Annotated in this window: 15 protein-coding genes; 11 read left to right on the top strand and 4 right to left on the bottom strand. The window is 58.6% G+C overall.

Annotation, left to right across the window (positions count from 1 at the left end):
* The first annotated feature begins 224 nt into the window (after nucleotides 1-224).
* The 9 genes from dpdE to AC5RUU_RS15045 all read left to right on the top strand — a co-directional run bounded on the left by dpdE (nucleotide 225) and on the right by AC5RUU_RS15045 (nucleotide 18,185).
* Nucleotides 225-3,449 carry a protein DpdE gene (dpdE, locus tag AC5RUU_RS15085; RefSeq protein WP_493976007.1) on the top strand — a complete coding sequence of 1,075 codons (3,225 nt, stop codon included), beginning with the start codon at nucleotides 225-227 and terminating at the stop codon, nucleotides 3,447-3,449.
* Nucleotides 3,442-6,039: a protein DpdF gene (gene dpdF, locus AC5RUU_RS15080; RefSeq protein WP_493976105.1), complete on the top strand. Its 2,598-nt coding sequence runs from the start codon at nucleotides 3,442-3,444 to the stop codon at nucleotides 6,037-6,039. Before dpdE ends, dpdF begins: the two co-directional genes overlap by 8 nt.
* The gene (locus AC5RUU_RS15075) at nucleotides 6,039-6,869 is read left to right on the top strand and encodes a hypothetical protein (protein ID WP_493976006.1); all 831 of its coding nucleotides are present in this window, start codon (nucleotides 6,039-6,041) and stop codon (nucleotides 6,867-6,869) included. The genes dpdF and AC5RUU_RS15075 overlap by 1 nt, the downstream gene beginning before the upstream one ends.
* Entirely contained in the window at nucleotides 6,869-9,877 is a 3,009-nt protein-coding gene (gene dpdH / locus AC5RUU_RS15070) for a protein DpdH (protein WP_493976005.1), read from the top strand. Before AC5RUU_RS15075 ends, dpdH begins: the two co-directional genes overlap by 1 nt.
* Nucleotides 9,867-10,547, top strand: coding sequence for a hypothetical protein (locus AC5RUU_RS15065; protein ID WP_493976004.1), 681 nt, complete (start codon nucleotides 9,867-9,869; stop codon nucleotides 10,545-10,547). The genes dpdH and AC5RUU_RS15065 overlap by 11 nt, the downstream gene beginning before the upstream one ends.
* Complete coding sequence (gene dpdJ, locus AC5RUU_RS15060) at nucleotides 10,544-14,941, top strand: protein DpdJ (protein WP_493976003.1); 4,398 nt, start codon at nucleotides 10,544-10,546, stop codon at nucleotides 14,939-14,941. Before AC5RUU_RS15065 ends, dpdJ begins: the two co-directional genes overlap by 4 nt.
* Complete coding sequence (gene dpdK / locus AC5RUU_RS15055) at nucleotides 14,938-15,456, top strand: phospholipase D-like domain-containing protein DpdK (RefSeq protein WP_493976002.1); 519 nt, start codon at nucleotides 14,938-14,940, stop codon at nucleotides 15,454-15,456. The genes dpdJ and dpdK overlap by 4 nt, the downstream gene beginning before the upstream one ends.
* Nucleotides 15,456-17,486, top strand: coding sequence for a protein DpdD (gene dpdD / locus AC5RUU_RS15050; RefSeq protein ID WP_493976001.1), 2,031 nt, complete (start codon nucleotides 15,456-15,458; stop codon nucleotides 17,484-17,486). The genes dpdK and dpdD overlap by 1 nt, the downstream gene beginning before the upstream one ends.
* A gap of 138 nt (nucleotides 17,487-17,624) precedes the next feature.
* A complete protein-coding gene (locus AC5RUU_RS15045) occupies nucleotides 17,625-18,185 on the top strand; it encodes a VUT family protein (RefSeq protein WP_493976000.1) in 561 nt (186 codons plus the stop codon).
* A 35-nt stretch (nucleotides 18,186-18,220) separates the two neighbouring features.
* On the opposite strand, the gene AC5RUU_RS15040 is transcribed toward AC5RUU_RS15045, so the two are convergent.
* The 3 genes from AC5RUU_RS15040 to AC5RUU_RS15030 all read right to left on the bottom strand — a co-directional run bounded on the left by AC5RUU_RS15040 (nucleotide 18,221) and on the right by AC5RUU_RS15030 (nucleotide 22,902).
* Complete coding sequence (locus AC5RUU_RS15040) at nucleotides 18,221-19,960, bottom strand: ATP-dependent nuclease (protein WP_493975999.1); 1,740 nt, start codon at nucleotides 19,958-19,960, stop codon at nucleotides 18,221-18,223.
* A 437-nt stretch (nucleotides 19,961-20,397) separates the two neighbouring features.
* Nucleotides 20,398-20,883 carry a hypothetical protein gene (locus AC5RUU_RS15035; protein ID WP_493975998.1) on the bottom strand — a complete coding sequence of 162 codons (486 nt, stop codon included), beginning with the start codon at nucleotides 20,881-20,883 and terminating at the stop codon, nucleotides 20,398-20,400.
* Nucleotides 20,884-21,615: 732 nt separating this feature from the next.
* Entirely contained in the window at nucleotides 21,616-22,902 is a 1,287-nt protein-coding gene (locus tag AC5RUU_RS15030; RefSeq protein WP_493975997.1) for a GAF domain-containing protein, read from the bottom strand.
* Between the two features lie 171 nt (nucleotides 22,903-23,073).
* On the opposite strand from AC5RUU_RS15030, the gene AC5RUU_RS15025 reads away from it, so the two are divergent.
* Together AC5RUU_RS15025 and AC5RUU_RS15020 are read left to right on the top strand one after the other, a co-directional pair.
* Nucleotides 23,074-24,873 (top strand): NAD(P)-binding domain-containing protein, encoded by a 1,800-nt coding sequence (locus AC5RUU_RS15025; protein ID WP_493975996.1) that lies wholly within the window; start codon nucleotides 23,074-23,076, stop codon nucleotides 24,871-24,873.
* Between the two features lie 15 nt (nucleotides 24,874-24,888).
* Nucleotides 24,889-25,944 (top strand): 2,3-butanediol dehydrogenase, encoded by a 1,056-nt coding sequence (locus tag AC5RUU_RS15020; protein WP_493975995.1) that lies wholly within the window; start codon nucleotides 24,889-24,891, stop codon nucleotides 25,942-25,944.
* 123 nt (nucleotides 25,945-26,067) lie between these two features.
* Here the strand turns inward: AC5RUU_RS15020 and AC5RUU_RS15015 are convergent, their stop codons facing one another.
* Nucleotides 26,068-26,916 carry a sugar phosphate isomerase/epimerase family protein gene (locus tag AC5RUU_RS15015; RefSeq protein WP_493975994.1) on the bottom strand — a complete coding sequence of 283 codons (849 nt, stop codon included), beginning with the start codon at nucleotides 26,914-26,916 and terminating at the stop codon, nucleotides 26,068-26,070.
* Between the last annotated feature and the right edge of the window lie 17 nt (nucleotides 26,917-26,933).

Here is a 26,933-nt window from a genome sequence, read left to right as displayed (position 1 = left end):
GTAAGAAGGGAGGCTTTAGAGCGAAAATTTCCGGCAGGGCCAGGCGCTCTGGATACTGCGGTGTGGTGATTATGTCAAAGTCGCATCTCAGTGGTTAGATTGGGTCACTCTGGCTCGTCACCGCTGCGCCGCGCCGGTTCGATGTGGGGATGCAGCGGAGCAAAGGAGCGCATACGGATGCGTGCATCGGTCGTAGCTGCCCGGAAGCAACCTGAGGTGAGCATTTGATTGCCGGCAGGCTCAGCCTCGGCCAATTCGCCACTTACGCAGGTGCCCCTGGTATTGGCCGAATAGCCGATGTGCGTAGAGACGCTGCAACGGTGGAATTTTTTGAATCAGTCGCAGAGCCTTCGGTAGGTGCAACGATTGTTCCGGTCCAGAATCTGAGACTAGTCCAATTAGAACGGGAGACTCGTGTCTTCTTTAAGGATGAGGATCTGAGGTGGCGTGCAGGGCGCATAATTGCTTCCACGACCGATTCCCAGGGCGAGGAGGCCTACTGGGTTCGCTTGCCCAATTCCCTTCAAGACACGCTAGTACCTGCATCTAGTATCCGTGTTCGATGGGACAGGCCGTCGTGCAATCCGCTGCAGATTCTGCTTGCCAATGGTAATGAGACCCCACGATTTCGTGATGCTCGTCAACCCGTTCGTGCACTCCTCCTCGAGGATCGCGCGTCGAGTGCTTCGGCCACCGGTATCTCCTCTGCAGGTGTGCAGATGCATGCCCATCAGGTGGCGGCGGCGTTTCGCATAATAAGGGACCCCATACAGCGATACTTGTTGGCAGACGAGGTGGGTATGGGAAAGACCATCGAAGCCGGCTTTGTCATCCGCCAAACGCTCCTTGATGATCCCAGTTGCAAGGTAGGCATCATCTGCCCGGATGCACTGGTTGAACAGTGGCGGGCTGAACTCCGCGATAAGTTCTTTATCGGTGACTTTGGAAGGTGCGTAAAAGTTACGGGCCATTCCGATTTCCGGATGTGGAGAACTCTTGAGGGTGTCGATCTTCTGGTTGTGGATGAAGCGCACCTACTTGCCAAGGTGGCTTCCCCGAATGAACCGCCCTACGCCTCGCTTGCCCATCTCGCACACAGTGCGGGCCGTTTGCTGTTGCTCTCTGCGACGCCCTTTGGGCAGGAGAGCACAACGCACCTCGCTTTGCTGCATCTCCTCGATAAGGAACTTTTCTCCTGGGAGCGACGCCAAGATTTTGAAGCCCTCTTGGCGGCCAGGCAGGAACTCGCCTACGCCGTCTACCTCCTCGACGAGGAACCGGACCCCGAGAACCGGGAATACCTCGAATACCAACTTGAAGAACTGAAAAGCAAAGTCCCTGCGGATGCGTTGCTTGAGGAACGTATAGCCTCAGTCTTGTCCACTTTCGACACTGAACCAGTCGACGCGGACCTGCTCAAAGGGCGCCTTGCGGCAGTAAGGGCACATGTCTCTGAAACTTACCGCTTACACCAACGAGTGATCAGAAATCGTCGCCACAGTATTCAGCACCAGCGCCTGGACGAAGAAGGCGTCATGACGCCGTTCTCGTTCACGGGTCGGGTGAAACCGAAACTGGCCAGACTGGCTTCAACCGAAGTGGATTACAGCGCAAACTTGGTTGAAGAGTGGCTCGCGGCGTGCAGTGCATATCTCCTGGACAACGAACTGAGCCCACGCGCGTACGGGGCGCTAGCCGGTGTGCTCGTCTCTCGAATCGGAGGTCCGATTAGAGACCTGCTAAACATCTTGCGATATCGGGTAGGACTTGGCGGAGAAGCTTCGTCTCTAACCGGCGAGGAGCGTCGCATAGTTGAATCCGCGCCCTCTCTGCCGTTTGAGCGCGATTTGCTGGGAACAGTTCAGCAGGTGGAACAGGATGCCGTCTCTGCCCTTTCGAATCAGATAGTCGCCGCGTCTAGCCCGGGTGACAAAGTCGTAGTCTTTTGCGGACGCGGATCATTTGCTCATGACCTGGTCAGAAGGCTGCAAAACTCGATCCGGGGGCGCCGGTGGGTGCTTGAACATTTGGCCACGCAATCAGACAGTGAGCGAGAACAAGCAGTCTCCGAATGGCGAAGGCGAGGGGGTGTACTTATTGCTGACGAGTCCGGCGATATAGGACGTAATCTCCAGGACGCGACCCTGACCGTACACGGACGATTGCCTTGGAGCCCTAATCATTTGGAGCAAAGAATCGGCCGTGTAGACCGTTATGGTAGATCTCGGTCCTCCCGAGGGATGGTCATTGCCGACAGCAACCCGCACGGTGTACTCACTGCCTGGGCAAAGTTGTTGTCTCGCGGTTTCGGTGTGTTCGAGCGCTCGATTTCGGCAGAACAAGAGGCAGTCGCCTCGCTTGCCGAGAGGGCATGGGACGATCTAGCCCGAGAAGGAATCGAGGCATTTGGCTTGCGGGAGCAATTGACAGCGGCCGCGCTGGCCGCTGAAACACGCCGCATTGATGAGCTGGATGCGCTGGAGTCAAGTTGGGAAATAACTGAAGAACTAGGAACTTTGGCCGAGAGCATCGCGAATTACGACGATCGCCATGAATCGATAGAGCGCCACTTCCGGTCCTTAATAACAGGAGTCGAAGGATTCCGATTTGAAGAGCGTCCGTGGGACGGAAGTCTGCGGTTCGCACCTGACGATAGAAAGGATCCGCTTCTCGCCCCTAGGTTGGCTAAGGTCCTCGGAGTTGATGAGAAATCGCGAATCGGTAATTTCGACCGGTGGAAAGTGCAACCAGGCAGACGTCTCTTTCGCCGAGGAAACCCATTTATAGACGCCGTCGAGAAGGTCCTAACACTCGATGATCGAGGTCAATCGAGCGCAGTCTGGCGAGTTGATCCAAGCTGGTCTGAAGATGCCCTCCTGTACTTTGCCTTCGATATCCTAGTGGAAGCGGATCCGGGACCGCTTCTCAAGTTGTTGGGTGACCAAAACAGCCTCATCGCTATGGCAGTGCGGCGTTGCGACTGGGCGCTCCGGCCATTCTTGCGCCGGGTTTGGATAGCAACTAATGACATGAAACCGGTTGAAAACGTGGCAGATCTGAAGTTTTTAGAGGCACCTTTTCATGACGCCCGAGATATCAATCTGAATCCAACGCGAATTGCCGCATTGCACAATGTCCTGGGGCTAGGCAATTTGGAAGCAGTGGCAATGGAGGCGGAGACTGCCTCACGCGAAGCGTTGTTGCAGACCACCGCACTGAAAGAAGCCTGTGCTCGCGCTGCTGCGAAGGTGGCAAGCGAGACTGAGGTGCTGATGGCGAGAAACAAAGCTAGGACTTCAGCCGCAGGGATGGTGGCTGACCCAGAGTCCCTAGAAATGGAGGTCGAGATTGGCCGTGCCGTCCGAGAGGGCGTGGAGAACCCGCTTATTCGCGAACTGGCGGTGACCTGCCTAGTGCGCTCAGCCGAGGGGTGGGGTGAGTATGTTTAGCGGAAACCTTGCCCTTGCCCAGACCCTAATTGATGCTTGGCCGGGCACGGGCAATCTTAGGCATGGGGCGAGCGACGCGGTTCGCCGACTCCGAGATACCTTTCAAGACTTTAGGGATGGAGCGGAAAGAGCGGGTTGGCGCGACGTTGGAAGCCTCATTCGCCAGATCCTGCTAACTGATCAGTACTCATTCGGTGGAACTGCGCAGCTAGTCGTTCCCGCCGTTGGACCCTGGCCCAGCCTGGCTCAATGGCGAGAACTACATTGTCGTGCCATATCGATCCCTAGCGGGGGACTCAGAGTGGTCGCTGATCCCTGGAGTCCGAGCCTCGGTGAAAGTGACGGCGCCGAGGAGTTGGCACAGATCGCGCTTGCCGATGTGTTCCGCGGGCAGTTGATGAACGAGCCGCAACAATTGGACGCCGACCCTTTTTGGGCTCGGACGCATGGCTACGATGCCTACCGGGGTGTGGCGCAACAGCAGGCAGCGCGAGCGGCCGTAACGAATGACGGCAACCCCCTGCTGATTTCCCTTCCGACTGGCCGAGGGAAGACTGCGGTCGCCTGGTCGAAGGCGCTCTTAGCATCGCGGGGCGTCACTGTCATAATTGTGCCTACGGTTGTCCTTGCCCTGGACATGGAACGTAGAACGCGGGAACACGAGCAGAAAACTAAAATAAAACTGAGTTCTGTCAACCGGTATGCATATATTGGCAGTCTCGATGGAGAGACAAAGCGAGCAATCCGGAGTGCCGTTAGGAGCGGAACTCAAAGAATCCTCTACACGAGCCCTGAAGCGTTCGTAACAGGTTTGAGTTCGGCAGTCCTTGATTGCGCACGTGATGGTCTTCTTCAACAAATCGTCGTCGATGAAGCACACCTTGTGGACCAATGGGGGGATGACTTTCGTCCCGAGTTTCAAGTCCTTCCGGGATTGGCTAAAGTGGCGTACGAAATAGCTCCCGATGACCACAAACCGTCGCTTGTGATGATGAGCGCTACCATCGCGCAACGACAGGTCGACAAACTCTCGCGCTTGTTCTCACAAGGGGACCTCGAGTTTGATCTTGTTTGGGGCTCCGCCTTGCGGTCCGAGCCCGCTTACTTCTCCCATGAGTTCACGGATGACGATGCTCGGAGAAGCGCCGTTTTGAACGCCGTTTCCATGCTGCCCAAGCCGCTAATCCTTTACACGACTACAGTCGAAGATGCTAATGCTTGGGCCACACGCCTCCAGGCACACGGCATGTTCAGGACAGGGGTAGTGACAGGACAGTCACCAGATCATGACAGGCAAGCGGCTGTCGAGAAATGGCGGGGACTAGCGGTAGGCGGTGAGGAGGCGCCAACACATTACGACGTCATAGTCGGAACATCTGCGTTTGGGCTCGGAGTAGATGTTCCGAACGTTCGCAGCATTGTTCATGCCTGCTTACCGGAATCCATCGATCGCTATTACCAGGAAGTTGGGCGCGCAGGCCGGGACGGACGCGCGACAGTTGCAGTGCTATACCCGGGGCCGCGGGATGCGGCGATTGCTGCGGGGCTCGCAGGGGCTACCTTCATTGGGGAAGAAAGGGGATGGCGGCGGTGGTTGTCGCTTCTGGACACAGCATCACTGCCAGACGGAGAGGAAGGTCGGCGTTATCGCGTTAGGAAGAGCGCTTTACCCTCTTACTTGGACAAAGGCTTTGGTCGAAGCAGTCAATGGAACGTACGCACGCTAACTTTGATGGCCCAAGCTGGGATCATCGCACTTCGGGCCCCCATGTGGGTGCCTCCTATTGGTGCGAGCAAGGAGGAATCCGACCTACTGAAGGAAAATTTCCTGGACGAGGCGTCGGATTTTATCGATTTTGAATTGTTAGATGGCCGATTGTTATCACGCGAAGGATGGTCGGCAGCCCTGCAAGCAGAGAGGCTGCGTGCAAGGTCGGAATCCAATGCCTCGCTTCATGCTGTCCACGGAATCCTCAAGGGAAGTAAGTGTGTGGGTCAAGTACTGGCTTCCCACTATCGTGTCCATCCGAGCAGCGGTGGCATGTTACAAACTCTTCCTCTTTGCCGAAGTTGTGAATGGTGCCGGGCTCATCCCGAGTCTGCCACAGGGGTGACAACCGAAGAATTTACTCTCCCACGCCTCCCCGACCGCCGCACTCCTGCTGACCCCTTGCTCCGCTGGAGAGGTGCATCGCCGATGCTCTACATAGCCCTGTCTGACGGCGACGATACCTCGGGGATGCTTCAAAAGTTATCGTCTCTCGGGTTACAAGTCTTTTACGGACTTTCGCCCGAAGGAGGGCGGCGGCTTCAAAGTGTGGCAGGGTTTCGACCAGTGATTATCGGCGATGACAATTCCGACAGCGTCCCATTAGCCCTGTACTACCGAGACAGCATCGTTTTTTTGCTGACAGGTAGTGAAGCAAACCTCGCCAAGAACCAGGATCTCGCGCTCGAACGGGCGGCGTTGGGGCTGCCGACGTATGTTATCGGCCATAAGGAACTAGAGCATCCTCTCCGAACTGGATGGGCGTACGCAGACGTCCATGATCCTTCTATCAGCGCAGACGCTCTGCTCAAGGAGTTGTAATGGAACTATTAAATCCAAGTCCTGCCCCGATTCTCCCCCGGACGATGTGGGTCTTGTATCGGGCGCTGATGTCTACGCCAGGGATGACTCGGCGCGAACTGACTGAGGCGGTATGCCCGTCTACCATGAGGGATGAGACTCCGAGTAACGGCGCGCATATAAACCGCGCACTGGACGCGCTTATTCGATACGAACTGGTCACCGTAGACGAAAGCTCGGACAGCGAAACACAGACTTTGGCTGCAGCACAAGATACTTCTGCCCAGGCATTTGTGCGACATGTACGTTGGAGGATGCTAACGGCCTCACAGGGTGTTGAACCGCCACCGGAAGACCTCCGGCGAGGTGCGGCCTGGCTACTAACGCAGCCCCCGCAAAAGCGGTTGGATCAGCGTACAGCGGACCATGAAGTCCCCGGACTCTTCATTAATGACACTCGGTGGAATACTTTCACTTATTGGGCCACTTTTCTTGGATTGGGGCGAGAATGGCCTTTGGAACCCGGTGGACTGTCGGCTGACCCTACTCACGCGGTCGCTGATGTTATCCGTTCTTCCTCTGGTCGGCACATTGGAGAAGACGGAATGGCACTCGAGTTGGAGTCGCTAGTTCAGTTTGTTGAAACGGAATTGCCTCTCATTGCAGGGGAACATTTTGGAGCGGAACATGACGTGAGCCATGCATTGGCTCATGCATTCCGCTCGCTCGGCAGTAAAGGCTTACTTACTTTTGAGCGCCGATCTGACGCCCGCTCCGTTGTCAGATTTCCACCACTCCCGGGTGCGACCGAAGAAATGTACTCCCATGTCCTTGTCAGGATGGATGTCTGATGACTGTGATGACAAATTATGTGTGCTGGAAGCCGGAAGTAGTAACGGCGACAATAGCGACTGAAGCAGCAAGCCCTTCCCCTGCCGTGCTGTTGGCAACACACACTCCTTTGAAGATCCGCTTGCGAGATCAAATTGAAGCCGAGGGTTCTATAACTGAAGCAGAATTTCTGGAGCAGTTTCTGAACAGTCCAGCGAAGGAGGGTGTGCGTGTTGCGCCAATCCTCGGTGAATCCGGTTCCGGCAAGTCCCATCTAGTTCGATGGGCAAAAGCCAAGATTTCAGAAATTCCCGGTCAACGCAAAGTCATTTACCTGCCAAAGACGCGCACGAGCCTCCGCGACGTTATTGAAGAGTTGTTGAATGGTCAAAGCGGTCCCGTTTTCGACGAAATCCGCGGGCAGTTGGGTAGTCTGCGCGAGTCTGTGGACAAGGAGAAACTCGAACGGCGAATCCTCGACGAACTCGCTGAGGCAGTCCGCGAAGTTGAGCGCGTTGACATGTTCACCAAAGTTCTTGGCGGCGAGCGTGGGCTTTATGTGCTGCTGCACGATCCAGTCTTCCGTGAGTACATGCTTCAACCGGAATCATTCGTCCCAAAACGAGCCGAGCATGCCCTGCGCGGCCGGGGTGAAAACGAGGACGACGTCCCACCGGCATTCACAACGGACGACCTCCCAACGTCGATTGCGAGCCTCTCCGAAACCAGTGGTCCGGCGAAGGCCATGTATCGGCGATTGACGTCGGACCCTAAATTGCAGACCGCCGCCATAGATCTTCTTAACGATCATCTCGATCTCGCGGTAATGCGGGCAGCGGATATCGGTGTTGGCAGCATACAACGTGCCTTCATGGCACTTCGTGAACAACTTGTCGGGCAAGAAATCATCCTCCTTATCGAGGATTTCGCTCTAATTCAAGGGATCAGAAGAGACCTCCTGGACGCAATCATCGAAGTTGGCAAAGTAGAAGGTGAGGAGCGCTACGCAACAGTACGGACGATGATGGCGGTGACCACGGGTTACTATGACAAACTCGACGACACCTTCCGTACTCGAGTGGCGGCCAGTTCTCCTGTATATACGGTGGATTTGGCCATTACCGACGCTGACGTTGATGGCGGTGGGACATTAACTGAATTTGTAGGGCGCTATCTGAACGCAGCGCGGCTTGGGGCTCAGCGGATCGAAGCGGGACCGGATCACGTTAACGCCTGCATGGAGTGTCCCTTGATGGACGAGTGCCACGCTGCTTTTGGTGCCACCAAGGATGGGTACGGCTTGTATCCCTACAATGAGCCAGCCATCCGGCGAGCGATTGCGATCACTGCTGATCCGGAACGTAAGGGTTTTTTCAATCCTCGCAGAGTGCTGTCGCGGATGGTCAGAGGAGTCCTGACAACCGAGGCCAGCGCTATCAGGGAGGGACGCTTCCCGTCGCCGGAGTTTTTGCAAGAGGACAGGGCGAGAGATTCCTCGCAACCGCCCAATCGTCGATTGCCTGACCTCGACCTGTCGGTACGAGAAGCTGTATACGACCGTTATGAGGAACCGGAACGTGGACGGTATATGTCAATTTTCCAGTTCTGGGGTGCTAGGACGCCAATAGTAAAAACTGAAATTTATGGTGCCTTCTCGCTTCCCCCTGCGAATATACAGTCCGAATCTATATCTGAGGGCTCCTCACAGAACCAACAGCCTCCGGTAGAAGCTCAACCGACTGGTAGGCCTAAAATCCGAGAGTCGCTCCGGCGGCAACTTGCCGACGTTGACGAATGGTCCAAGGGCAGCCAACTGCCGCAGGCTGTAGCGCGCGACATCCGAAACATTGTGCGCGCAGCATTAGTGGCAGACCTCGATTGGTCTGATCCCATCATGAAGAACCCGTCCGCTAATGTCCTGAGATCTGCTGCACCAGACGGTGGACAACTGGCTCGCACGGTTTCTATTGAAGGAAGCCCCGAGAATTTACCGCAGTCGGTCAAATCAATTGTGCGCTTCGAGCGCAACCCCAAAACAGCGAGTTTCTTTCAGTCGCTCCTGCGCTTCAAGGACAGCGGAGGGCAGGAATCAACTGAAGCACTTATTCGCCTACGGTCGATTGCTGACGAATATCGTCCAGAAGTCGTTGCACGTGTCATCAGGGCTGCTGATTACACGGAAGAACAACTGGCCGCTGCCGCGGCGTCGCTAATTGCTGGCGCTGCGCTATGTGGCCAACTCCCGCCCAAACCCAAACTTAAGGAAGCCGTGGCCGCCATGCTTTGGAGTGGCAAGGCTTTTCGTCGGGGGGACGCGGCGCGCACTGGCAGATGGATTGAAGCCGAGGCATCTTACATCGCTGCCCGTGAATCGGCAGTTGAGCAACTGCGGGCCGCACTCGGCGCCAGTCAGGGTGTTGGCGCCGTACACGCTGTCGATGATCCGCGGGTACGAAAGGTTGCCGAAGCCGCCCTTAGTCGTATGGACGCTCTTGGGGCGAGCGATTTCCCGGCTTGGTGCCGCACAGCAGAACGGGCACGGACTATCCTGGAAGCTCACATCCCGGCTCAAGTGACCGCTTGGAAAACTCTCCTTGGTGACATCCGTCAGCATGTGCCCCTTGAAACGTCCTATTCCTCCACCGTTGATTCAGTCATCGCAGCCACGAGTGTGGGCCAAGCACTGGGCTTTGTAAAGGCATCTCTTGCTGAAGTTGAGACGGCAAATCGACTGGCTAAACAATACGACTTTGGCGCGGTGACCCGAATGGAGGCGTCACTCACTGCTGTGGACAGCCTGCCACCGAACGAATTGGCAATCGTTGTCGGCAGTGTCGACGCTGACCAGGTATTGGCGATCAGAAACTACCTGCACTGGACTTCGGAATGGCTTGATGCCGGTCTCGCCGATGCAGAGGGGCGGGAAAGAGCCGGAGTAATCGATGTCGACGATGACATCGAGAAGGCACTTGAGACCTGGTTGGGAGTCCTGAGCGCAGATGGGGATGAGGGGTTCAATGTCCAATGATCTGATATCACGTGCTAATCGCCTTGAGAAGCTTGCAAAATTAGCGAGTGATAGCCAAGGTGACAAGCAAAACATTGAGCGGATTAAGACATCCCTCGAAAAACTTACGGCTTCAATCCGTGATCTTGATGATCAGTTGAAAACCCGCCGCGCGCTAGATCAACTGGATGTGCCGCGAGGAGCCGAACCGGACTTGCTTGGCCCCCTTCAGGAACTTCGCACATTTATTGCGAGCCGAGGCCGACCTTCACCCCAGAAACTCCAGGGTGCCACGGGTCGCGTTAGCCAACAAATTGCAGCGCTTGAAGGCGATTCGCGGGTGCGATGGGCAAGTTGGACACAAGAGGAGCTTGAGGATCTGCCGCAGCATAAGGCTGCCGCCCTTTCACCCCAAGGGCGGCAGAGAGTCTATAACAGCATCAGGGAGCTCGAGTCTCTTGCTAAGCGCATTCCCACTCCGGCTCTGACGATTACGTTTCGACACCTACTACGGCAAGTGCATGAAGACCTTGGACAGGTTTCACTTAGCGATGCCGTCCTCGAGGTTCTCAAGCGTTTCTCTTCGGCAGAAGGGGTCCCCCTCACGGAACTGAGCGATGCAGATATTGTTACGCTTCGTTCCGATCCCGAGATCGCTGCTCAGTTCGTTTTACGTCGGCAGGTTCGATGAGCGAGACATGGGCCGGGGTCCCTGCCCTGCTGACCGCGCTCGAGGATCTCGAACTCCCTCGCCTATCTTGGGGCATTGTCGACGGCTTTATTAGTGAGGCTGAGGTTCGACGAGTACTCGAAGACCGAGTGCTGGATGACATTCGTTCTGGGAATTCAGGGCCAACCAGCGACGAGTACTTAGATTACCTGCTGGAGAAAGGCCTTCTGCACCGTGTGGAGGGCGTAATGCAACCGCGGTTCCGAACGCGCTTTTCGGAAGGACTTCGTTTATTTCGCCGGCTGCGTCAGTTATGGGTGCCAGACTCGAAGGATGCCATCGGTTGGTGGCGATCTCGCCCTCCCTTAGTGGCTGACTACCGGTTGCGTGTCGCTCCTCGACTCTATCCCCGGCGCGAAATCTCTTTGTCTGACGTGACCGAGCGACTCGGGCGCAGGGCGGGATGGAACAGTGTTCAACAGGCAGTTGTTGAGAACATTGTAGGTGAGCGAAAATTGGCTCGTTTTCAGGTCGACGCTTCGCTGAGTGCCATTGAAGCCCTTCAGCTTGGCCGCACGGTAGGCCGAATCATCACGGCAGGTACCGGCTCCGGTAAGACGCTCTCTTTTTATCTGCCTGCGCTACTCCACCTTGCGGTGAATCGAGTTTCCTCCTCCCAAACACCCCAAGTACTCGCCTTGTACCCACGCAACGAACTGCTTCGGGATCAGGCGCGCGAGGCTCTGCTTCAGTGCCGAAGAGCCAACAAGGCTCTTCCTAAGGGTGCCCGTCCCATCAAGATAGCCCTTCTGTACTCCGCCACTCCCAAGGACGCAGACCACTTCCGCCGACAGCATCTTCCGAAGGGGTGGCGCCAAACCGCGTCCAGGGACGGTTGGATCGCCCCATACTTCCCCTGTGCCACCGACGAATGCCCGGGCGACCTCGTGTGGGCTGAACATGATCGCGTACGCAAAATAGAACGGCTGAAATGCAATGACTGCGGATCAGTAACTGAGGGCTCTGAAATTGCCCTGACTCGTAGCACCATGTCCGCGTCACCACCAGACATTCTGTTCAGCACGACCGAGATGCTTAGTCGAACTTCGACGAGCAGCACGCTGGGCCGACTGCTTGGATGGAGGGGAAATAGTTCTATTCGGCTTGTTTTGCTTGACGAGGCTCACACGTATGCTGGGGTCCATGGAGCCCAGGTCGCGCTTATGCTGCGGCGGTGGCGCTTCGCTAACGGGCAGTTCGGGTCCCCTGCCCCTGTTTTCGTAGGGTTGTCGGCAACACTTAAGGACGCTGGCGAGTACTTTGCCACACTAGTCGGTACGAACAGATCAGATGTCGAGGTCATTGGTCCTAGCGACAGCGAACTGGTAGCTGTGGGCAGGGAGTACGGTCTCGTGCTTCGCGGAGACCCGTCCTCTGGGGCGTCGCTGTTGTCCACCACTATCCAGTCCGTCATGCTCGGCGCTCGACTGCTTGACACTCAGCCAGGGATCTATGGTGCCTCCACCTTCGTTTTCACGGACGATCTGGATGTGACAAACCGTCTGTACGACGACTTTAGAGATGCCGAGGGCTACTACAACAACCGGGAAAATGGAAAACCTCGGTTGGCGGATCTTCGTGTTTCTTCAGACCCTCAGGGTGCCGCACGATACGCCGAGGGGCAGTCGTGGGGTGTCGTAGAACAGTTAGGTCGTCTACCTGGAGGCCTCCGGATCGGCAGGACCTCTTCGCAAGATAAGGGCGTTGACTCTGCTGCCGACGTCATCGTAGCGACGGCGTCACTGGAGGTTGGGTTTAACGACCCGCGTGTCGGTCTGGTGGTGCAGCATAAGGCGCCGCGTGACATGGCGTCGTTTGTGCAGCGGCGTGGGCGTGCCGGCCGTTCCCTCGATATGAGGCCAATCACGGTGGTTGTGTTGTCGGATTATGGCCGTGATCGAATTCTCTACCAGTCTTACGAGCGACTGCTGGTTCCAGAGATCGACGCACGGTCGCTTCCGACACGGAACCGCTTTATCGCGAAAATCCAAGCCACACACGCGATGCTGGACTGGCTCCATCGCAAACTCGGACTGGACGTGCGATCGCTGCTCGTCGCACCAAACGGCCGGCCTGCGCCTGACGAGGTGTCCACCCGGCTTATAAGGGAACTCGATGGGTTGCTTCAGAATGAGGCTGCCAGAGCTTCGTTGCAGGAGTTCATTCAGAGGGCCCTGCATGTCGGCTCCGACGATGCGGCCGCCATACTCTGGGAGGAGCCACGGTCCTTGCTGCTTGCAGCGGTGCCTACGGCACTGAAGAACTTGGAGTCAAGGTGGAGAAACGCTAAAGGTGAACTCGTTCCCTCCACAGGCTCGCCCCTGCCGGAATTCATGACAGCGGCGCTCTTTGACGCCCTTGATAGCCCCGACGTCATTTTCGATCTTCCATCTGAGATGGTCTCGGATGAAGATCCTTCCATGCCCATCCGCCAAGCCCTCACGGAGGCTGCACCGGGTAGGGTCAGCCGCCGGTTCGGCTACAAACACGCCTCCCATAGATCCTGGATGGCCCTTCCCGAAGAAGGAAATGACCTTTCCCTAGAAGGGGTCGTTGCCGCTGGCCATGATTTGGGCGAATGGACAACATCCGATGGATCGGTTTACCGAGTCGTTCGTCCCATACACCTTCGGATGACGAAACCTCCGAAGGAAGTCCGGGATTCGTCCTCTGCTGCACCGGTGTGGCGCAGTTCGTTTGTCTTCCCTGTAAGCGGCAGTTCTCAGGCGGATTTTCCCGAAAATTCGCGCTTTGCACCCTTGGTCAAGTCCTGCGAGTTTGCTCTTCATTTGGCGGGCAACCCCCTGACCGTGCGACGACTTGCCATCGGCTCAGAAGGCGAAATTGTCTATAGTGATGGCACCCGGAGGCCTCATTCAACTCGGTTCAATCATGATGGAGTGCCCGCGGCACTAGGATTTGAAATCGAAGTTGACTCGTTTATTGTGCGAGGTGACTTGAATGGGCTTCGCAAGCTCAATCTTGAGGAATTTGCGGCTGGCCCTGAATGGCGAACTCTAGCTTTTCGGTCTCGAGTTGAGGAAGACAATCGTTTGGACGGTTGGGCTAACTACTTCGTGCGGACGTCGCTTGCCGAACTGTACCTGATGGCCTATGCGCGTAACGCTATTGTTGACGGCGACCGTTCCTCGGCACTGCTCAAGACTTCCAACGGTGGCTGGTATAGGCCCGTAGATGACTTCTTCCGAGCTATTTATAGGTCAGATGAAGGCGCCCCGGACGCGGCCATGAAAAGAGTCAAGGAACTGGAGCAGTTGGCCGGTGTACCTGAAGTGAATGAGGTCTTGGACGAACACGCGCGGATCCTTTCCGACTCTGACATCGCCTCCACGACAGAGGACCTGCTTCTACGGTCCGTGCTGGACACATTCGCATCGGCACTTTTGGCCGCGATACACCGACGTGTCCCTGACGCGGAGGACGCAAATCTCGTTGTAGATGTCGTGACTGACGAAGCATTACTTGAATATCGCATTATCGTCTCGGAAACAGAGTTGGGTGGGCTTGGTTTACTCGAGGAGTTCCAGCGTGACTACGCCTCTGACCCGCGCCGTTTCTGGGAAATCGTTGGGGATGTTTGTGGTCCGAGCGACTACGAGGACGTGGACGCTTCCATGCTGTGGGCTGTGAGTGAAGTGGCCAAGCATGGCTCCCGGCTTGCAGGCGCCGTTTCTCGGTATCGGGGCGCTGCCTCGTCTGCCGAACTTGATCAGGCGATCGGTGAAATTAAGGACACAGTTCAGGAAAATGAAGGTCCAGCGTCTCACCTCCTGATGTCGACCATAGCCACCCGGATTCTGCGCCCAGGCGCGTCGCGTTCGGCCGACACTGCAGCGGCCTTCCTGGCCAGTCGCTGGATTGAGTTGGAGTCGCAACTTGGTGTTGAATTAGATGCCCGTCTTGTTGCCTTTCATGGTGCCAGCGGGGACCTCGGCCAAAGCATCGAGCCACTGACCGCGGACTCAGCAGTGGCCACGCTTTGGCAACGTGGACCAGTGGCGCGGAATGTAGCCATAGATGATTGGCAGCCTTTTGCAACAAATCGCCTACGTGAACGGCTCATACTTTGTAGCATCGTGGCCGACAGTTCTTCGATCGTGGATATCTCTGCGGTGGATTGGGAGGGCAAGTATCTCGAAGCGATTGCTTGTGACGGCGAGGTACGCCTATCGGTCGTGGTCTCGCAACGCGAGAAGCTTGCGAGTGCCCTGAGAACCGTCACTGCCTTGCCCATCGAAATCGGTGCGCTTCGCGTTTACGGCCAACTGAGAAAAGTGCGGCGCAACGGTAGATACTTGATTGCCTCCATCGCGCTGGCTGAGGGAAACCAATGAGACGAAGCCGGGCAATCCGTACGCGCCCTCGCAACGGCATCGCTATCACTGAAGTTCTGAGCACGGTCATGGTTTCCGAACTCGTGCACCCTAGCAGCGAAATATGGCTCGTGTCGGGGTGGGTGAGTGACGTCGTCGTGATAAGAAACGAAATGGGTGCGTTCGATGATGTACTCCCTGATGCTGGACCAGGTGCAGTGACACTAAGCAATGCGTTAGCGCGGTTAAGCGAGTTTGGTACTCGGATCAATGTTGCCGTCCGCGATGACCAGCACAACGAACAGTTCCTTGAGATCTTGAGGCGGCGATGCGCCCAGGGGAGCCTCCGCATCTACAAAAGCCCGGACCTACACGAAAAAATCCTCGCAGGGGACAACTGGTTCTTGAGAGGCTCAATGAACTTTACCTGGAATGGTCTCAATGCCCATGAGGAAAGCATGGAGTTCGTTCTCGATGCAGCTGAAGCCGCCAGGCACCGCCTTGAATTGAGCGTGCGATGGGGAGGAAACGGTTGATGGTTATTTCTGAGCATGATTTTTTAGAAACCGTGTTTGCCAGCCCCAATGTTGTTTGGCCAAATCGCGATCCGCTGCATCCGTCAGCGGCGTTTTTGGAGAAGTTCCTTCGGGAACTCCCTCATAGGAGCGAGGCGCCTTTGGTACTTCCCCGCAAGGAAGAAGGTTGGCCGGTTGCGAGCACCTACGTGGTTTGCTGGTCGCGTAGTCATGCGGGACGCATGAGGACGCTTCTTAGAGCATGGGTTGCTGATAACTGGTGTGACTTCGATGGTCGTGTGACGCAGTTACGCATGGATGACCGGCTTGAGGCAGCGATACTTAGCCTGGTTGGACCTGGTACAACGTACTTGCTTCGACCACCGGATACTCGGGCTCACATTGGACTATTTCGGGCATTGGGTCTAATGGTCGATACGATTGGGCATAAACCTACTCGTGTGAATCGAATGCCGCGGCCAGTGGGACGTTTGCTTCGCGACTTTGAGACTTCCCTCGCGGCCGGTCAAGCCGCAACCTCCCTTGAACTCCTTGAGGCAATTGAGCAAAGCGGCGGAGTGTCGCACGAGAATGTTGCATTTCTTCGCATCCGACGACTCGGACAACTTGGCGAGGACCAAGAACTGCTCGGCAGCCCTTCCTTGGGAACTGTCGTGTCAGTTGAGCCGCCTCGCCTAGTTCGAGAGGCAATTCTCGGAGCATGGTTTCGCAGCATGGGTAGGAATTGTCGCACCTTCTTAGATTCCATGAATGACGGGATGCGCAAGGAAGGCATTGACATCCCCCTGCTCGTGGACGAAACGCTTGTTCGAACAACTGACCCAGACGCGTGGGCGGCGAGCATGGTAATTTCCCTGGCAAGGCGCGATTTACAGTTCGCCACGCGACTGCTCAAGTCAAAAGTGCAAGGGGCTGCGGATCTTCGACATGAGTTGGAAGTTCTGCTGGATGCACACCAGGAGGCTGCCCCTTCATCCCCCGAGGCAACTCTGGAAAAGGCACTCGATTCAGAAGTTCGACAGGAGTCCGGGCAAGAAAACCAAACAAACCTTGGATTGCACCGCGAACCGGATGCGGATGTTTTCCCGCGGGACGCAGCACCGGCTTCTTGGGCCGGGTGGCTCTCATCACTGTCGGCTGGATATGACAGCCCTCTCACGACCGAACATGTGGAAGGGTGGACTGCTCCGGGGGAATCAGACGAGCAGCTTGCCTCTGCGATTCAAGAACTTCCTATAGGCCTAACTGACCGGCTTTTCTCGGGGCTGGGTGCGTTCATCGGTGCGGATGATCCATCGAAACCTGCATGGCGGACCTCCGCGGAGTTGATTCTCCGGCACCTGGTGGGGGACTACCTGACGCCCAGTGATCTTGGTGCCATTAGTGCCCTGCTTGCCATTTTTCTCCGCGCTGCACCTGGCGAATCCGACTATCGCGAATTACTTCAGGATCTCGCCGATTTTAGAGCACGCTGGTCGTCAATCGGTACGGCAGCAACGGCGATCGACATTGCTGATCTCGTCGTTTGCGCTCCTACGGCCGACAGTCAGGCCCGCCAGGCTTTTGTTGCGAGTGCTTTGGAGCCGTTGCACGCGCTACGGCATCGACTTCCGCCGTCGCTCCGCACCGTTGCTGCCCTCGTCACAGCCGACCTCGCCCTGGAATGGGAATGGGTTGCTCCTGATGTCGACCTTGTGGACGACGAAAACTCAGCTTTTGTATTACCACGTGCACTTCTTCTCTACAGCCTCGACAAGGGCGTGCTGGCCCGCGCGAAGTCGGCTCTAAGTGAGCTCTACCCTTCTCTAACTGTGCATCTGTCCGACGCGAAGGTGGGCAGTGATGCATTGAAATCCCACGTGCGCAATGCGGAGGTAGTTGTTCTTGCCACACGAAAGGCCACGCACGCGGCCACACTCTTCATCCAGTCGCATGTACGAGAGACCACTCGAGTTGCCTATGCCGACGGGTGCGGTTCCGGTTCGATGATGCGTGCAGTCCACAGCGCCATTATGGACTTCGGCCACTAGCCGTGACTCGGTTCTGTCATGTGCTAAGAGCGGACCCCGTGGTTGGATATGATCTAGGGTCGGCACGGGGTTTTGGCATTTGGGGATGCACCTAGGACACCATGTGCGTTTCACACCCATGAATCTTAGGAGATACGAATGTCACGCACCGTCCTTTCTGAAACGCCCACTCCTGTCAGGAGGAAGAACGTTGCCGTAGGTGCAGTGGCGGCGTTGGGCCTACTAGTCTGCGTCATAGCTGCAAACCTCGTGACCACTCGTTATGGCTTGGTCCCGGTTGGTTTTGGACTTATGGCCACAGCAGGGACCTATCTTGCAGGTTTGACTTTTGTCCTTCGCGATTTGTTGCAAGATGCACTCGGTAACAAGTGGGTGCTGGGCCTTATTGCGGTTGGTGCTGCCTTGTCATTTCTCCTGGCGGACCCATTCATCGCAGCGGCCTCTGCTGTCGCATTTTTGCTGGCTGAAGTAACCGACTTTGCGGTTTATACGCCATTGAGGAAGCGAGGCTATATTCGCGCCGCGGTAGCGTCCAATGTCGTAGGGGCTTTCATTGACACTGTCGCTTTCCTAAGTATCGCTGGCTTTGCCATTCAAGACGCGCTTCCTGGACAAATGGTGGGAAAGTTGGCTATGACAGCACTCGCTGTACTTCTTGTAGTCGGAATTCGTGCATGGTGCAAGGTCCGAGTTGGTTAGGCTCTCTCGCGCAAGCGTGGATCCACTGAATACCTCTAGCTAGAGTGCTGGTTGAGTAATTCTGCTTCTACGCGTTGAAGCAAATCTACAAGTTCCCAGTCCAATGTCGCTGCGGTGGCCATTTTGGCTAATGAGCGGGCGGAGAGCAGTTTTCCATCGGCGTTCGGGCAGTGCTTGTTCCACCCCTCGATGACTCTGTCCGCAGGAACGAGGCGTAGCCGATTCTCGAAGCTTAGCCACTCCTGTTCAAACTCTTGCCTAATCTTCGTTAGCAGTGTCGACGCGGCAGCGAAGGGCATCAGGGATAGCTTTGCGCTGGAAAGGTCGTTGAGAGTCTCTATCTTCAGTTCCTCCAGAATATCCGTCAATTGACGAACAACGTCATCATGGGGACGGCCAGTTGCCGCAGCGATAATGGAAGGCTCCAGTAAGTAACTTTTTAGTTCACGTCTGTGCCAGATGTGTGCGGTGACGCTGGACTCGAGCAGGTGCGTCTCAATGGATCTGCACTCGGTCGGAGCGCGGTAACCGCTGTCAAGGATTAGGCGTACCTTAACGTCGGAGCCAAGAAATCCCTGTTTCAGCCAGGCAAAGGATTGCACGCTCGGCCACTGACGAAAACCCTGTAGTGGGATTACGGCCAATCCCTCTTCCTTGACCAACTTCGCGCACCCCAATTGCGCAGCAAGGACCCTGATGAGCTTAAAGTCGTCACTCTTAACAAAGAGGGCCAGTTTTGCTTTTAAGGCCCGAGCGAGAGAAAGGTTGAAGGCACTGCCAAGACCTTCAGTGATTCCACCCCGTTCGCTCTCCAAAGTGATTCTTTTCTCGTGCGACGAGCTTCTCTCTATCCAGACGAGGCTTTCAGGATCGGCCTCCGACGCTACTTCAGCAGCATGGGACGAGATCACCACCTGATGCGGGCGAGCCTCTAGGATTCGAATTAATCTGCGCTGAAGGTCGGGGTGGAGGAATACGTCTGGTTCGTCAAGGATGATTGTTTGGCTAGTTCTGACCCTCCAAATGTGGAATAGAATCTGGATCCAAATTTGAAGGCCGTCACCAGCCCAGTAGATTTCCTTCTCGGTACGGCCATTCGTGTCCCTGTAATAGAGATCGATCCAACTCTCAGCATCACGAAACTGGCGGACAAGTTGAAGCTCCGCTAGTTCAGGAGTGTGTTCCAGCAAGAAAGTGTTCAGGCTTTCGAACTCATCCGGGTCTGTTTCTTTCACTGCAAAAAGGTTGTTTCTGAGATGGCGACTCGAGAGTTTGGTTTCCAAGTTGGAACGAAGATGTTCTGAGCTCAACTGTTTTTCATCTCGCTCCAGGGGTGTGAGAGTGGGGGCTACCCCGATGGCGCCCACGAGGCGCTTGGCTGCCGCCGCTGTCGCCACCGCTTGATCCCTGTACTCCAACCAAAAAAACGCCGGTTCGTGTACGGGCCATACAAGATGGATCGTCGCACCGGACTCATAGCGGAGCGATAAGCGGGTAGCTTCCTCTTCAAATTCGTATCTGAGATTTTCGAGATTATATGAATGAGTTCGCAGTTTCGAGATGTGATGACCGTAGACGCTTCTGTCGCCGTCGCGGAAACGCTCCCTCGGCCCGTTTCGGGTGGTGAATCGTGCGGCCTCGTGGGCAAGCCTAATGGCCCCGATTATTGTGCTCTTCCCAGCGTTATTGGGCCCTAATAGCAGCGACTTCGATTTAAAAGCAACGCTGAAATTTTTGAATCCCTTGTACCTATGGAGTTCAAGCGTGTTGATCATTGAGTCGGCCTCTCGCCTTCTTCGTCAGCGCAGGCGCACCGTCGCTGGCACGCCGAAAGGGAGGATAATTGCTTCCTGCGGCGGCTTTCTCGTCACTGATGCCAACCGCTACTGTGACGTCCGGTCTGGCCTTGGTTCTGAGTGAAAGCTCAAGGATTCCGGTTATTAGTGGTGACGTCCCAAGTAGCTGACACCGGGACTGCTGCCTCCCTGCAGAGTTCTCAGTCATCCTCAAATCCTTCCGACCTGCGTTTCCTCTGAGGATTGTTGCAGGTGAATGAGAATGAGTGGCTGCTCACGTAATTTCTTGAGGGAAAATTGCGGTCGTCGTCCTAGCAGCCAACCTCCTCGCAAGTCAGGCAGGCAATCATTTCGCTAGAGCGAGTTGGGGCGCGGCTTCCCACGCCATTGAGATCGCTCTGAGGGCGAGTGAATTGCTACAGTTTCTTAGGCCGCACGGCGGCCCTCGATAAGCGGCGCGGTCCCCGTGCGGCCGCCTCCATCGCAGCCTCCACAATATTCACGTCGATTTGCTCAGGGGCTGATGTCAGTTGCACCCTGCCCGCTTCTGCAAGAGCCTTTCCGGCGAGCACGTAGGGGCGAACTGTGGCATACGGCTTTCCTAGCGCTTTCGCTGCCCCGTTGATGTTCATGGGGTACCTGGGTGTAGCTACGGATGGGGATATGGCCCGCAAGTACGTGGCCCGCGCCCAAAGTACCTTCCAATCATTCCTGGCCGCCGCTGCTGCTTCAAGAGCAGCGCGCGCTGCTCCTTCCCGCGCCAGTTCATCGCCTTTCATTTTCACCGTCTGCCCCTCCAGTAGTAACAGGCGCGGCTTCTCTGCCGCGTATAACGCATCATAGCCATTGAGTACGACGAACAGAGCGGTGCCAGCGACGGTTGCCAAATCTATGCCCGGCATCTCATTAGGAGGATTGTTAGGTTGTAGATTATCGGCAATCTTAATTGTCTTAGAGAAGGAGTTTCGAACGGCGTCCGGGTCCTCCAGCCACGGGCAAGCGAGTTGCTAGCAATCCGACGACATCACTCAGGTCAAATGGAATTCGAACAAACTCAATTCGCCGGAGACTTAAAACCTAATTTGTAGTTGGTCATGAATTGCTGTTTCGGGGATTCCGCACCATTATTGTGCGAAGATGCCGCGCCGGCGCTGGAAGAGAACTTTGCGCCGCACCTGGTGGAGACGCTGTTGACCCCGACTCCGGTTTTGGAGCCTGTGCCTACACTTGTTGGATAAGTCCAAAACTGCCAGTTCCGCCGGGACCGTGCCAGGGCCATGATTGGAAGTACAGAGCGCTGCGATTGGATCGGAGGCTGCCATGATCCACGCCCTGCTGTGCAAGCTCAACATGCGGCACGAATGGCAATCTTGAACATGCCGAGGACGGGGCCGTCTATAGGCGCTGTCGCCGGTGTGGCAAGGATGACGACCAGCGCGGCGAAGGGAGAAGGGGCGACTTCAGCGCTTGGATCGGGCCGTCAGGCGGGTGAGCTGACCAGGACACAGAAAACGCGGGACGACAGCAAAGGAGTGCTGTCGTCCCGCCGGTTCGGTTCCTGAGGGCCTCTTGTCTGGCGAGCCGATCACCGAGTGAGCGATCACGGCGTGGAGATCAAATTTGCCGGGCCAGGCTCACCCAATGAGCACAGAGGAAGCGCGGAACGCCGAATACCGGGGATCATCACGTCCCACCAGCTGTCCCAGCGCCTTCACACCCTCCGCGTCCGCGGACCCCATATCCGTGGATAGCCACCGAACCAGCAGCGCCGCGTCACACCTGGACCGCACCGCCGCTCCAACGGCCAAGTCCAGTTGGTCCCGTAGCAGCTGCACGGCCAGGACTCCGGACCGCGAAAGCAGGGGAGCGGTGTATCCCTCCATCGCCTCGGCCACCCGGCCTTCGCGCAGCAGCCGCAGCACACGCCCCGAATCCGAACACCCGGCCAAGCCTGCAGCCAGCCGGTACGGGTTGGACTCCACCGCGTCGCCCAGCACCGATCGCACCCGAAACATCTCCGTCCGGATGGCCTGCGGCGTGCCCGCATCGCCATGCAGCTCATACGCCAGCTCCTCCGCGGACCAGCCCTGCGACCGCGAGTCCAGCAGCGCGAGGATCTCCGCCCGTCGCAGCGTCAGCGGCACCCGGCTCCCATCGGCAAACACCGCAGCAGGCTTGTCGCCCAGCAGCTCCAGCGAGGAAACAACAGCACCAGGCCGCCCCACACTCCGCCGGGACGCACGCGCGGGAGAAGACGCACTCAGGGAGGCGCCGCCGTCGGGCGTTGCCAGCAGCGACTCCACCACCCGGACCGCGCACCGCACCATCCGCAGCGTGTCCGCGCTGATGGTGTCCAGCGGTCCGGACACGTCCAGCACACCCAGCAACGCACCCGTCAGAGGGTCCGTGATGGGCGCCGCGGTGCATGCCCAGTCGTGGTGGGTGCGGACCAGGTGCTCGGCGGAGAACAGCTGCACCGGCCCGCCGGTGACCAGCGCCTCGCTGATGGCGTTGGTGCCGATTCCCGCCTCGGACCAGTCCGCACCTTCCGAGAACTCCAGCCGGTCCGCCCGCCGCAGCGCCTCCCGGCTGCCCACCCGCCACAGGATCTCCCCGCCGGCGTCGGTGAGCACCAGCAGATGCCGGCCGGAACTCGAATCGTCGGCCAGCAGGTCCTGCAGCGCAGGCATCACCCGCTGCAACCGGTGCTCCCGCCGCAGCTGCAGCACCTCGGACGGATCGTGCACGTGCCGCGGGCTATGCTGGTCCGGGCTGATGCCCAGCGCCATGGACCGCCGCCACGACTCCGCCAGCGGCACGGGGATCTCCGGGCGCGGGACACCGGCGATGACCTGCTCGTGCGCGCGGCGCAGGGCGCGCGCGTACTTCGCCGGGTCCGAGAACCTCAGGCCGTAGTCCACCGTCTCCTCCTCATCGCCGGCGTCCTTGCCGGCAGCGCCCGTGTAACGCGCTTGTTACCCCCGCCGCGTTCCAATAGTGATGCAGCTCACGCCCGCCCCAGCATACCGCAGGGACACCGGCGGGAGGGGGCCGCCCGGACCACCCGAGGGACCGCACACAAAGGAGTGGAGATGACCGAAACACCCACCGCCGCCGCGCAGGCCTGGCTGGCCAGCCTGGACGGCGCGCTGCAGCGCCGCGACGTGGACGCCGCGCTGGACCTCTTCGAGGAGGACAGCTACTGGCGCGACTTCGTGGCGTTCACCTGGAACCTGAAAACCCTGGAGGGCAAGGCGGACATCCGCCGCATGCTGGAGGCCACGCTGGACCACGTGCAGCCAGCCAACTGGGCGCTCGCGGAGGACGCCACCGGCAGCGCCGCGCCAGACGGAACCGTGGAAGCCTGGATCACGTTCGAGACCGGCGCCGCCCGCGGCTACGGCCACCTCCGGCTGCGGAACGGCAAATGCTGGACGCTGCTGACCACCATGCAGGAGCTGAAGGGCTTCGAGGAGAAGAAGGGCCCGCGCCGCGAGCAGGGCGTGGCGCACGAAATCATCCGCGGCCGCCGCTCCTGGAAGGAACTCAAGGAGGAGCAGGAGGCGCGGCTCGGCTACGAGGAGCAGCCCTACTGCGTGATTATCGGCGGCGGGCAGGGCGGCATCGGCCTCGCGGCGCGGCTGCGGCGGCTGGGCGTGCCCACCATCGTGATCGAGAAGAACCAGAACCCGGGCGACTCCTGGCGCAACCGTTACAAGTCCCTGCACCTGCACGACCCCGTCTGGTACGACCACCTGCCCTACCTGAAGTTCCCGGACGACTGGCCCATCTTCGCCGCCAAGGACAAGATCGGCGACTGGCTGGAGCACTACACCCGGATCATGGAGCTGAACTACTGGTCCGGCACCGAGTGCGTGGGTGCGGAGTACGACGACGGCACGCAGGAATGGGCGGTCAGCGTCCTCCGCAACGGGGAACCGGTGACGTTGCGGCCCAAGCAGCTCGTCTTCGCCCTGGGCGTCTCCGGCTACCCGAACATCCCCGCGTTCGACGGCGCGCAGTCCTTCCTGGGGGAGCAGCGGCACTCCTCGCAGCATCCCGGCGGCGGCGACTGGACCGGGAAGAAGGCCGTGGTGATCGGCTCCAACAACTCCGCGCACGATATCTGCGCCGACCTCTGGGAGCACGGCGCCGACGTCACCATGGTGCAGCGCTCCTCCACCCACATTGCCCGCAGCGAGTCGCTGATGGACCTGGCGTTGGGCGACCTGTACTCGGAGAAGGCTTTGGCGAACGGGGTGACCACGGAGAAGGCCGACCTGTTGTTCGCGTCGCTGCCCATGCGGATCCTGCCCGAGGCGCAGGTGCCCGTGTACCAGGAGATGGCGAAGCGGGACGCGGAGTTCTACTCCCAGCTGGAGGCTGCCGGGTTCGAGCTGGACTTCGGCGTGGACGGGTCCGGCCTGTTCCTGAAGTACCTCCGGCGCGGCTCCGGCTACTACATCGACGTCGGCGCCTCCCAGCTGATCATCGACGGCCGGGTGAAGCTGAAGTCCGGGCAGGTTTCAAAGATCACCGGCAACGCCGTGGTCATGGACGACGGCACCGAACTGGAGGCCGACCTGATCGTCTACGCCACCGGGTACGGGTCCATGAACGGCTGGCTGGCGGACCTGGTCTCGCCCGAAATCGCGGACCGTGTGGGCAAATGCTGGGGATACGGCTCAGACACGCCAAAAGACCCGGGCCCCTGGGAGGGGGAGCTGCGCAACATGTGGAAGCCCACCAATGTCCCCAACCTCTGGATCCACGGCGGCAACCTGCACCAGAGCCGGCACTACTCGTCCTACCTGGCCCTGCAGCTCAAGGCCCGGATGGAGGGGCTGGAGACACCGGTATACGAACTGCAGCCCAGCCACCACACCCGCTGAAAGGAAGAACCCATCATGAAGGCAGCACGATTCCACGGCAAAAAGGACATCCGCATTGAGGACATCCCGGAACCGGAGCTCCGCGCAGGGGCGGTGAAGATCGACGTCGCGTGGTGCGGCATCTGCGGCAGCGACCTCCACGAGTACCTGGAAGGGCCGATCTTTGTCCCCGCCCCGGGCCATCCGCACCCGCTGTCCGGTGAGGACGCGCCCGTCACCATGGGGCACGAATTCTCCGGGACCGTCTCGGAAATCGGCGAAGGCGTGGAGGGGCTCGCGGTGGGGGACAACGTCGTCGTCGAACCCTATTTCGTGGACGGCGACTGCGACATGTGCCAGGCCGGCAGCTACCACCTGTGCCGGCAGATGGGCTTCATCGGATTGTCCGGCGGCGGGGGAGGGCTGAGCGAGAAGATCGTGGTGGACCGGCGCTGGGTGCACCCCATCGGGGACATCCCGCTGGATGAGGCGGCGCTGATCGAGCCGCTCTCCGTGGCGCACCACGCGGTGGCGCGCAGCGGCGTGAAGGCGGGCGACACGGCGCTGGTCGGCGGGTCCGGGCCCATCGGGCTGCTCACCGCGGCCGTGCTGAAGGGCATGGGGGTGACCACGATCATCAGCGAACTCACCCAGGCCCGCAAGGAGAAGGCAGCGTCCAGCGGGGTCGCGGACCATGTGCTGGATCCCAGCCGGGAGAACGTGCCGGAGCGGGTGCGCGAGCTGACCGGCGGGGCGGGGGCCGACGTCGCGTTCGAATGCGCCGGCGTGAACGCCGTGCTCGACACCATGCTCGACGCCGTCCGGCCTGGGGGAGTGGTGGTGAACGTGTCCATCTGGGGCGCCCCCGCCACAATCGACATGCAGAAGCTGGTACTCAAGGAGATCGACCTTCGTGGCACCATCGCCTACGTCCGCGACCATCCGGCGGTGATCAAAATGGTTCAGGACGGCAAGGTGGACCTCAAGCAGTTCATCACCGGCCGGATCGCGCTGGAGGACCTGGTGGAGCAGGGCTTCGACACCCTCATCAACCACAAGGACACGGCGGTGAAGGTGCTGGTGCACCCGTAGGGGTGCGACGACGGCGGGAGGCAAGTCCCGCCGTCGTCGTTCCAGCCCTTCCTGCTGGCCCGGCAACGGAATCCGGCGCCCCTGCCCCGGTTGCACCTAGCGCACGCCGTGACCGCAGAACGGTCACAAACCCCGCAGGAAAGCCAGGCCGCTGGCCGCCAGCTCATCCTGGCTCGGCGCGAGCGGCCGCCAGATTGAGGCCGCAACGGCAATCGCGGCATTCTTCGCAGTGAAACTTTCAATGTTCAACGGACCGCTGTAGCCCACCTCGTCCAGGGCCTGCAGGAAGCCAGCCCAGCCGGTCTGGTCCCCGCCGGGGGCACCGCGGTCGTTCCCGCAAACCTGAACGTGCACCACGTGTTCTCCCGCCGCCCGGACCGCGGCGGCCAGTGAGCGCTCCTCGATGTGAAGGTGGTAGCTGTCCAGAGCAAGGCCGACGCCGTTGCCAAGCAACGGCTCCAGCGCCTCCAGTGCCTGCTCCACCGTGTTAATCAGGGATGTTTCGTACCGGTTCAGCGGTTCGATGCCCAGGACCACGCCCGCTTCCATGGCCCGGGCCGCCACCGGCTCAAGGTTCCGGCGCAGCTCGGCGTAGGCCTCCCGCCGCTGCCCGGGCGACATCCGCCAGACCCGGCCGGTCTGGGCGTAGAAGGGACCGCACACAGTGGGCGAACCGATATTGCCTGCCATGCTGATGCAGTCCAGAAGGTAGGCCTGCGTCCTTTCCACGGACGCCGGGGCAGCGGACACGAGGTCCCGCCCCGGCGCCATGGCACCGACCAGAAACGGTGTGAGCCCCGTGGACTCCAAGGATTCGCGGACGGCGGCGGCGGTGAAGTCGCCGGCGTTTTCCAGCGGAAGTTCGACGGCGTCAAACCCCAACCCGGCGATCCTCGCCAGGTGTTCGCCCAAGTTGGCATCGGTCAGGGGAGACTCCCAGACCCATGTGCTGATCCCGATGGAACGCTTCACGCCGCTCCCTTCAACGC

Source organism: Arthrobacter sp. K4-10C (assembly GCF_059090085.1).
Note: the sequence above shows the minus strand (reverse complement) of the source record. Positions and strands in the feature narration are given on the sequence as shown.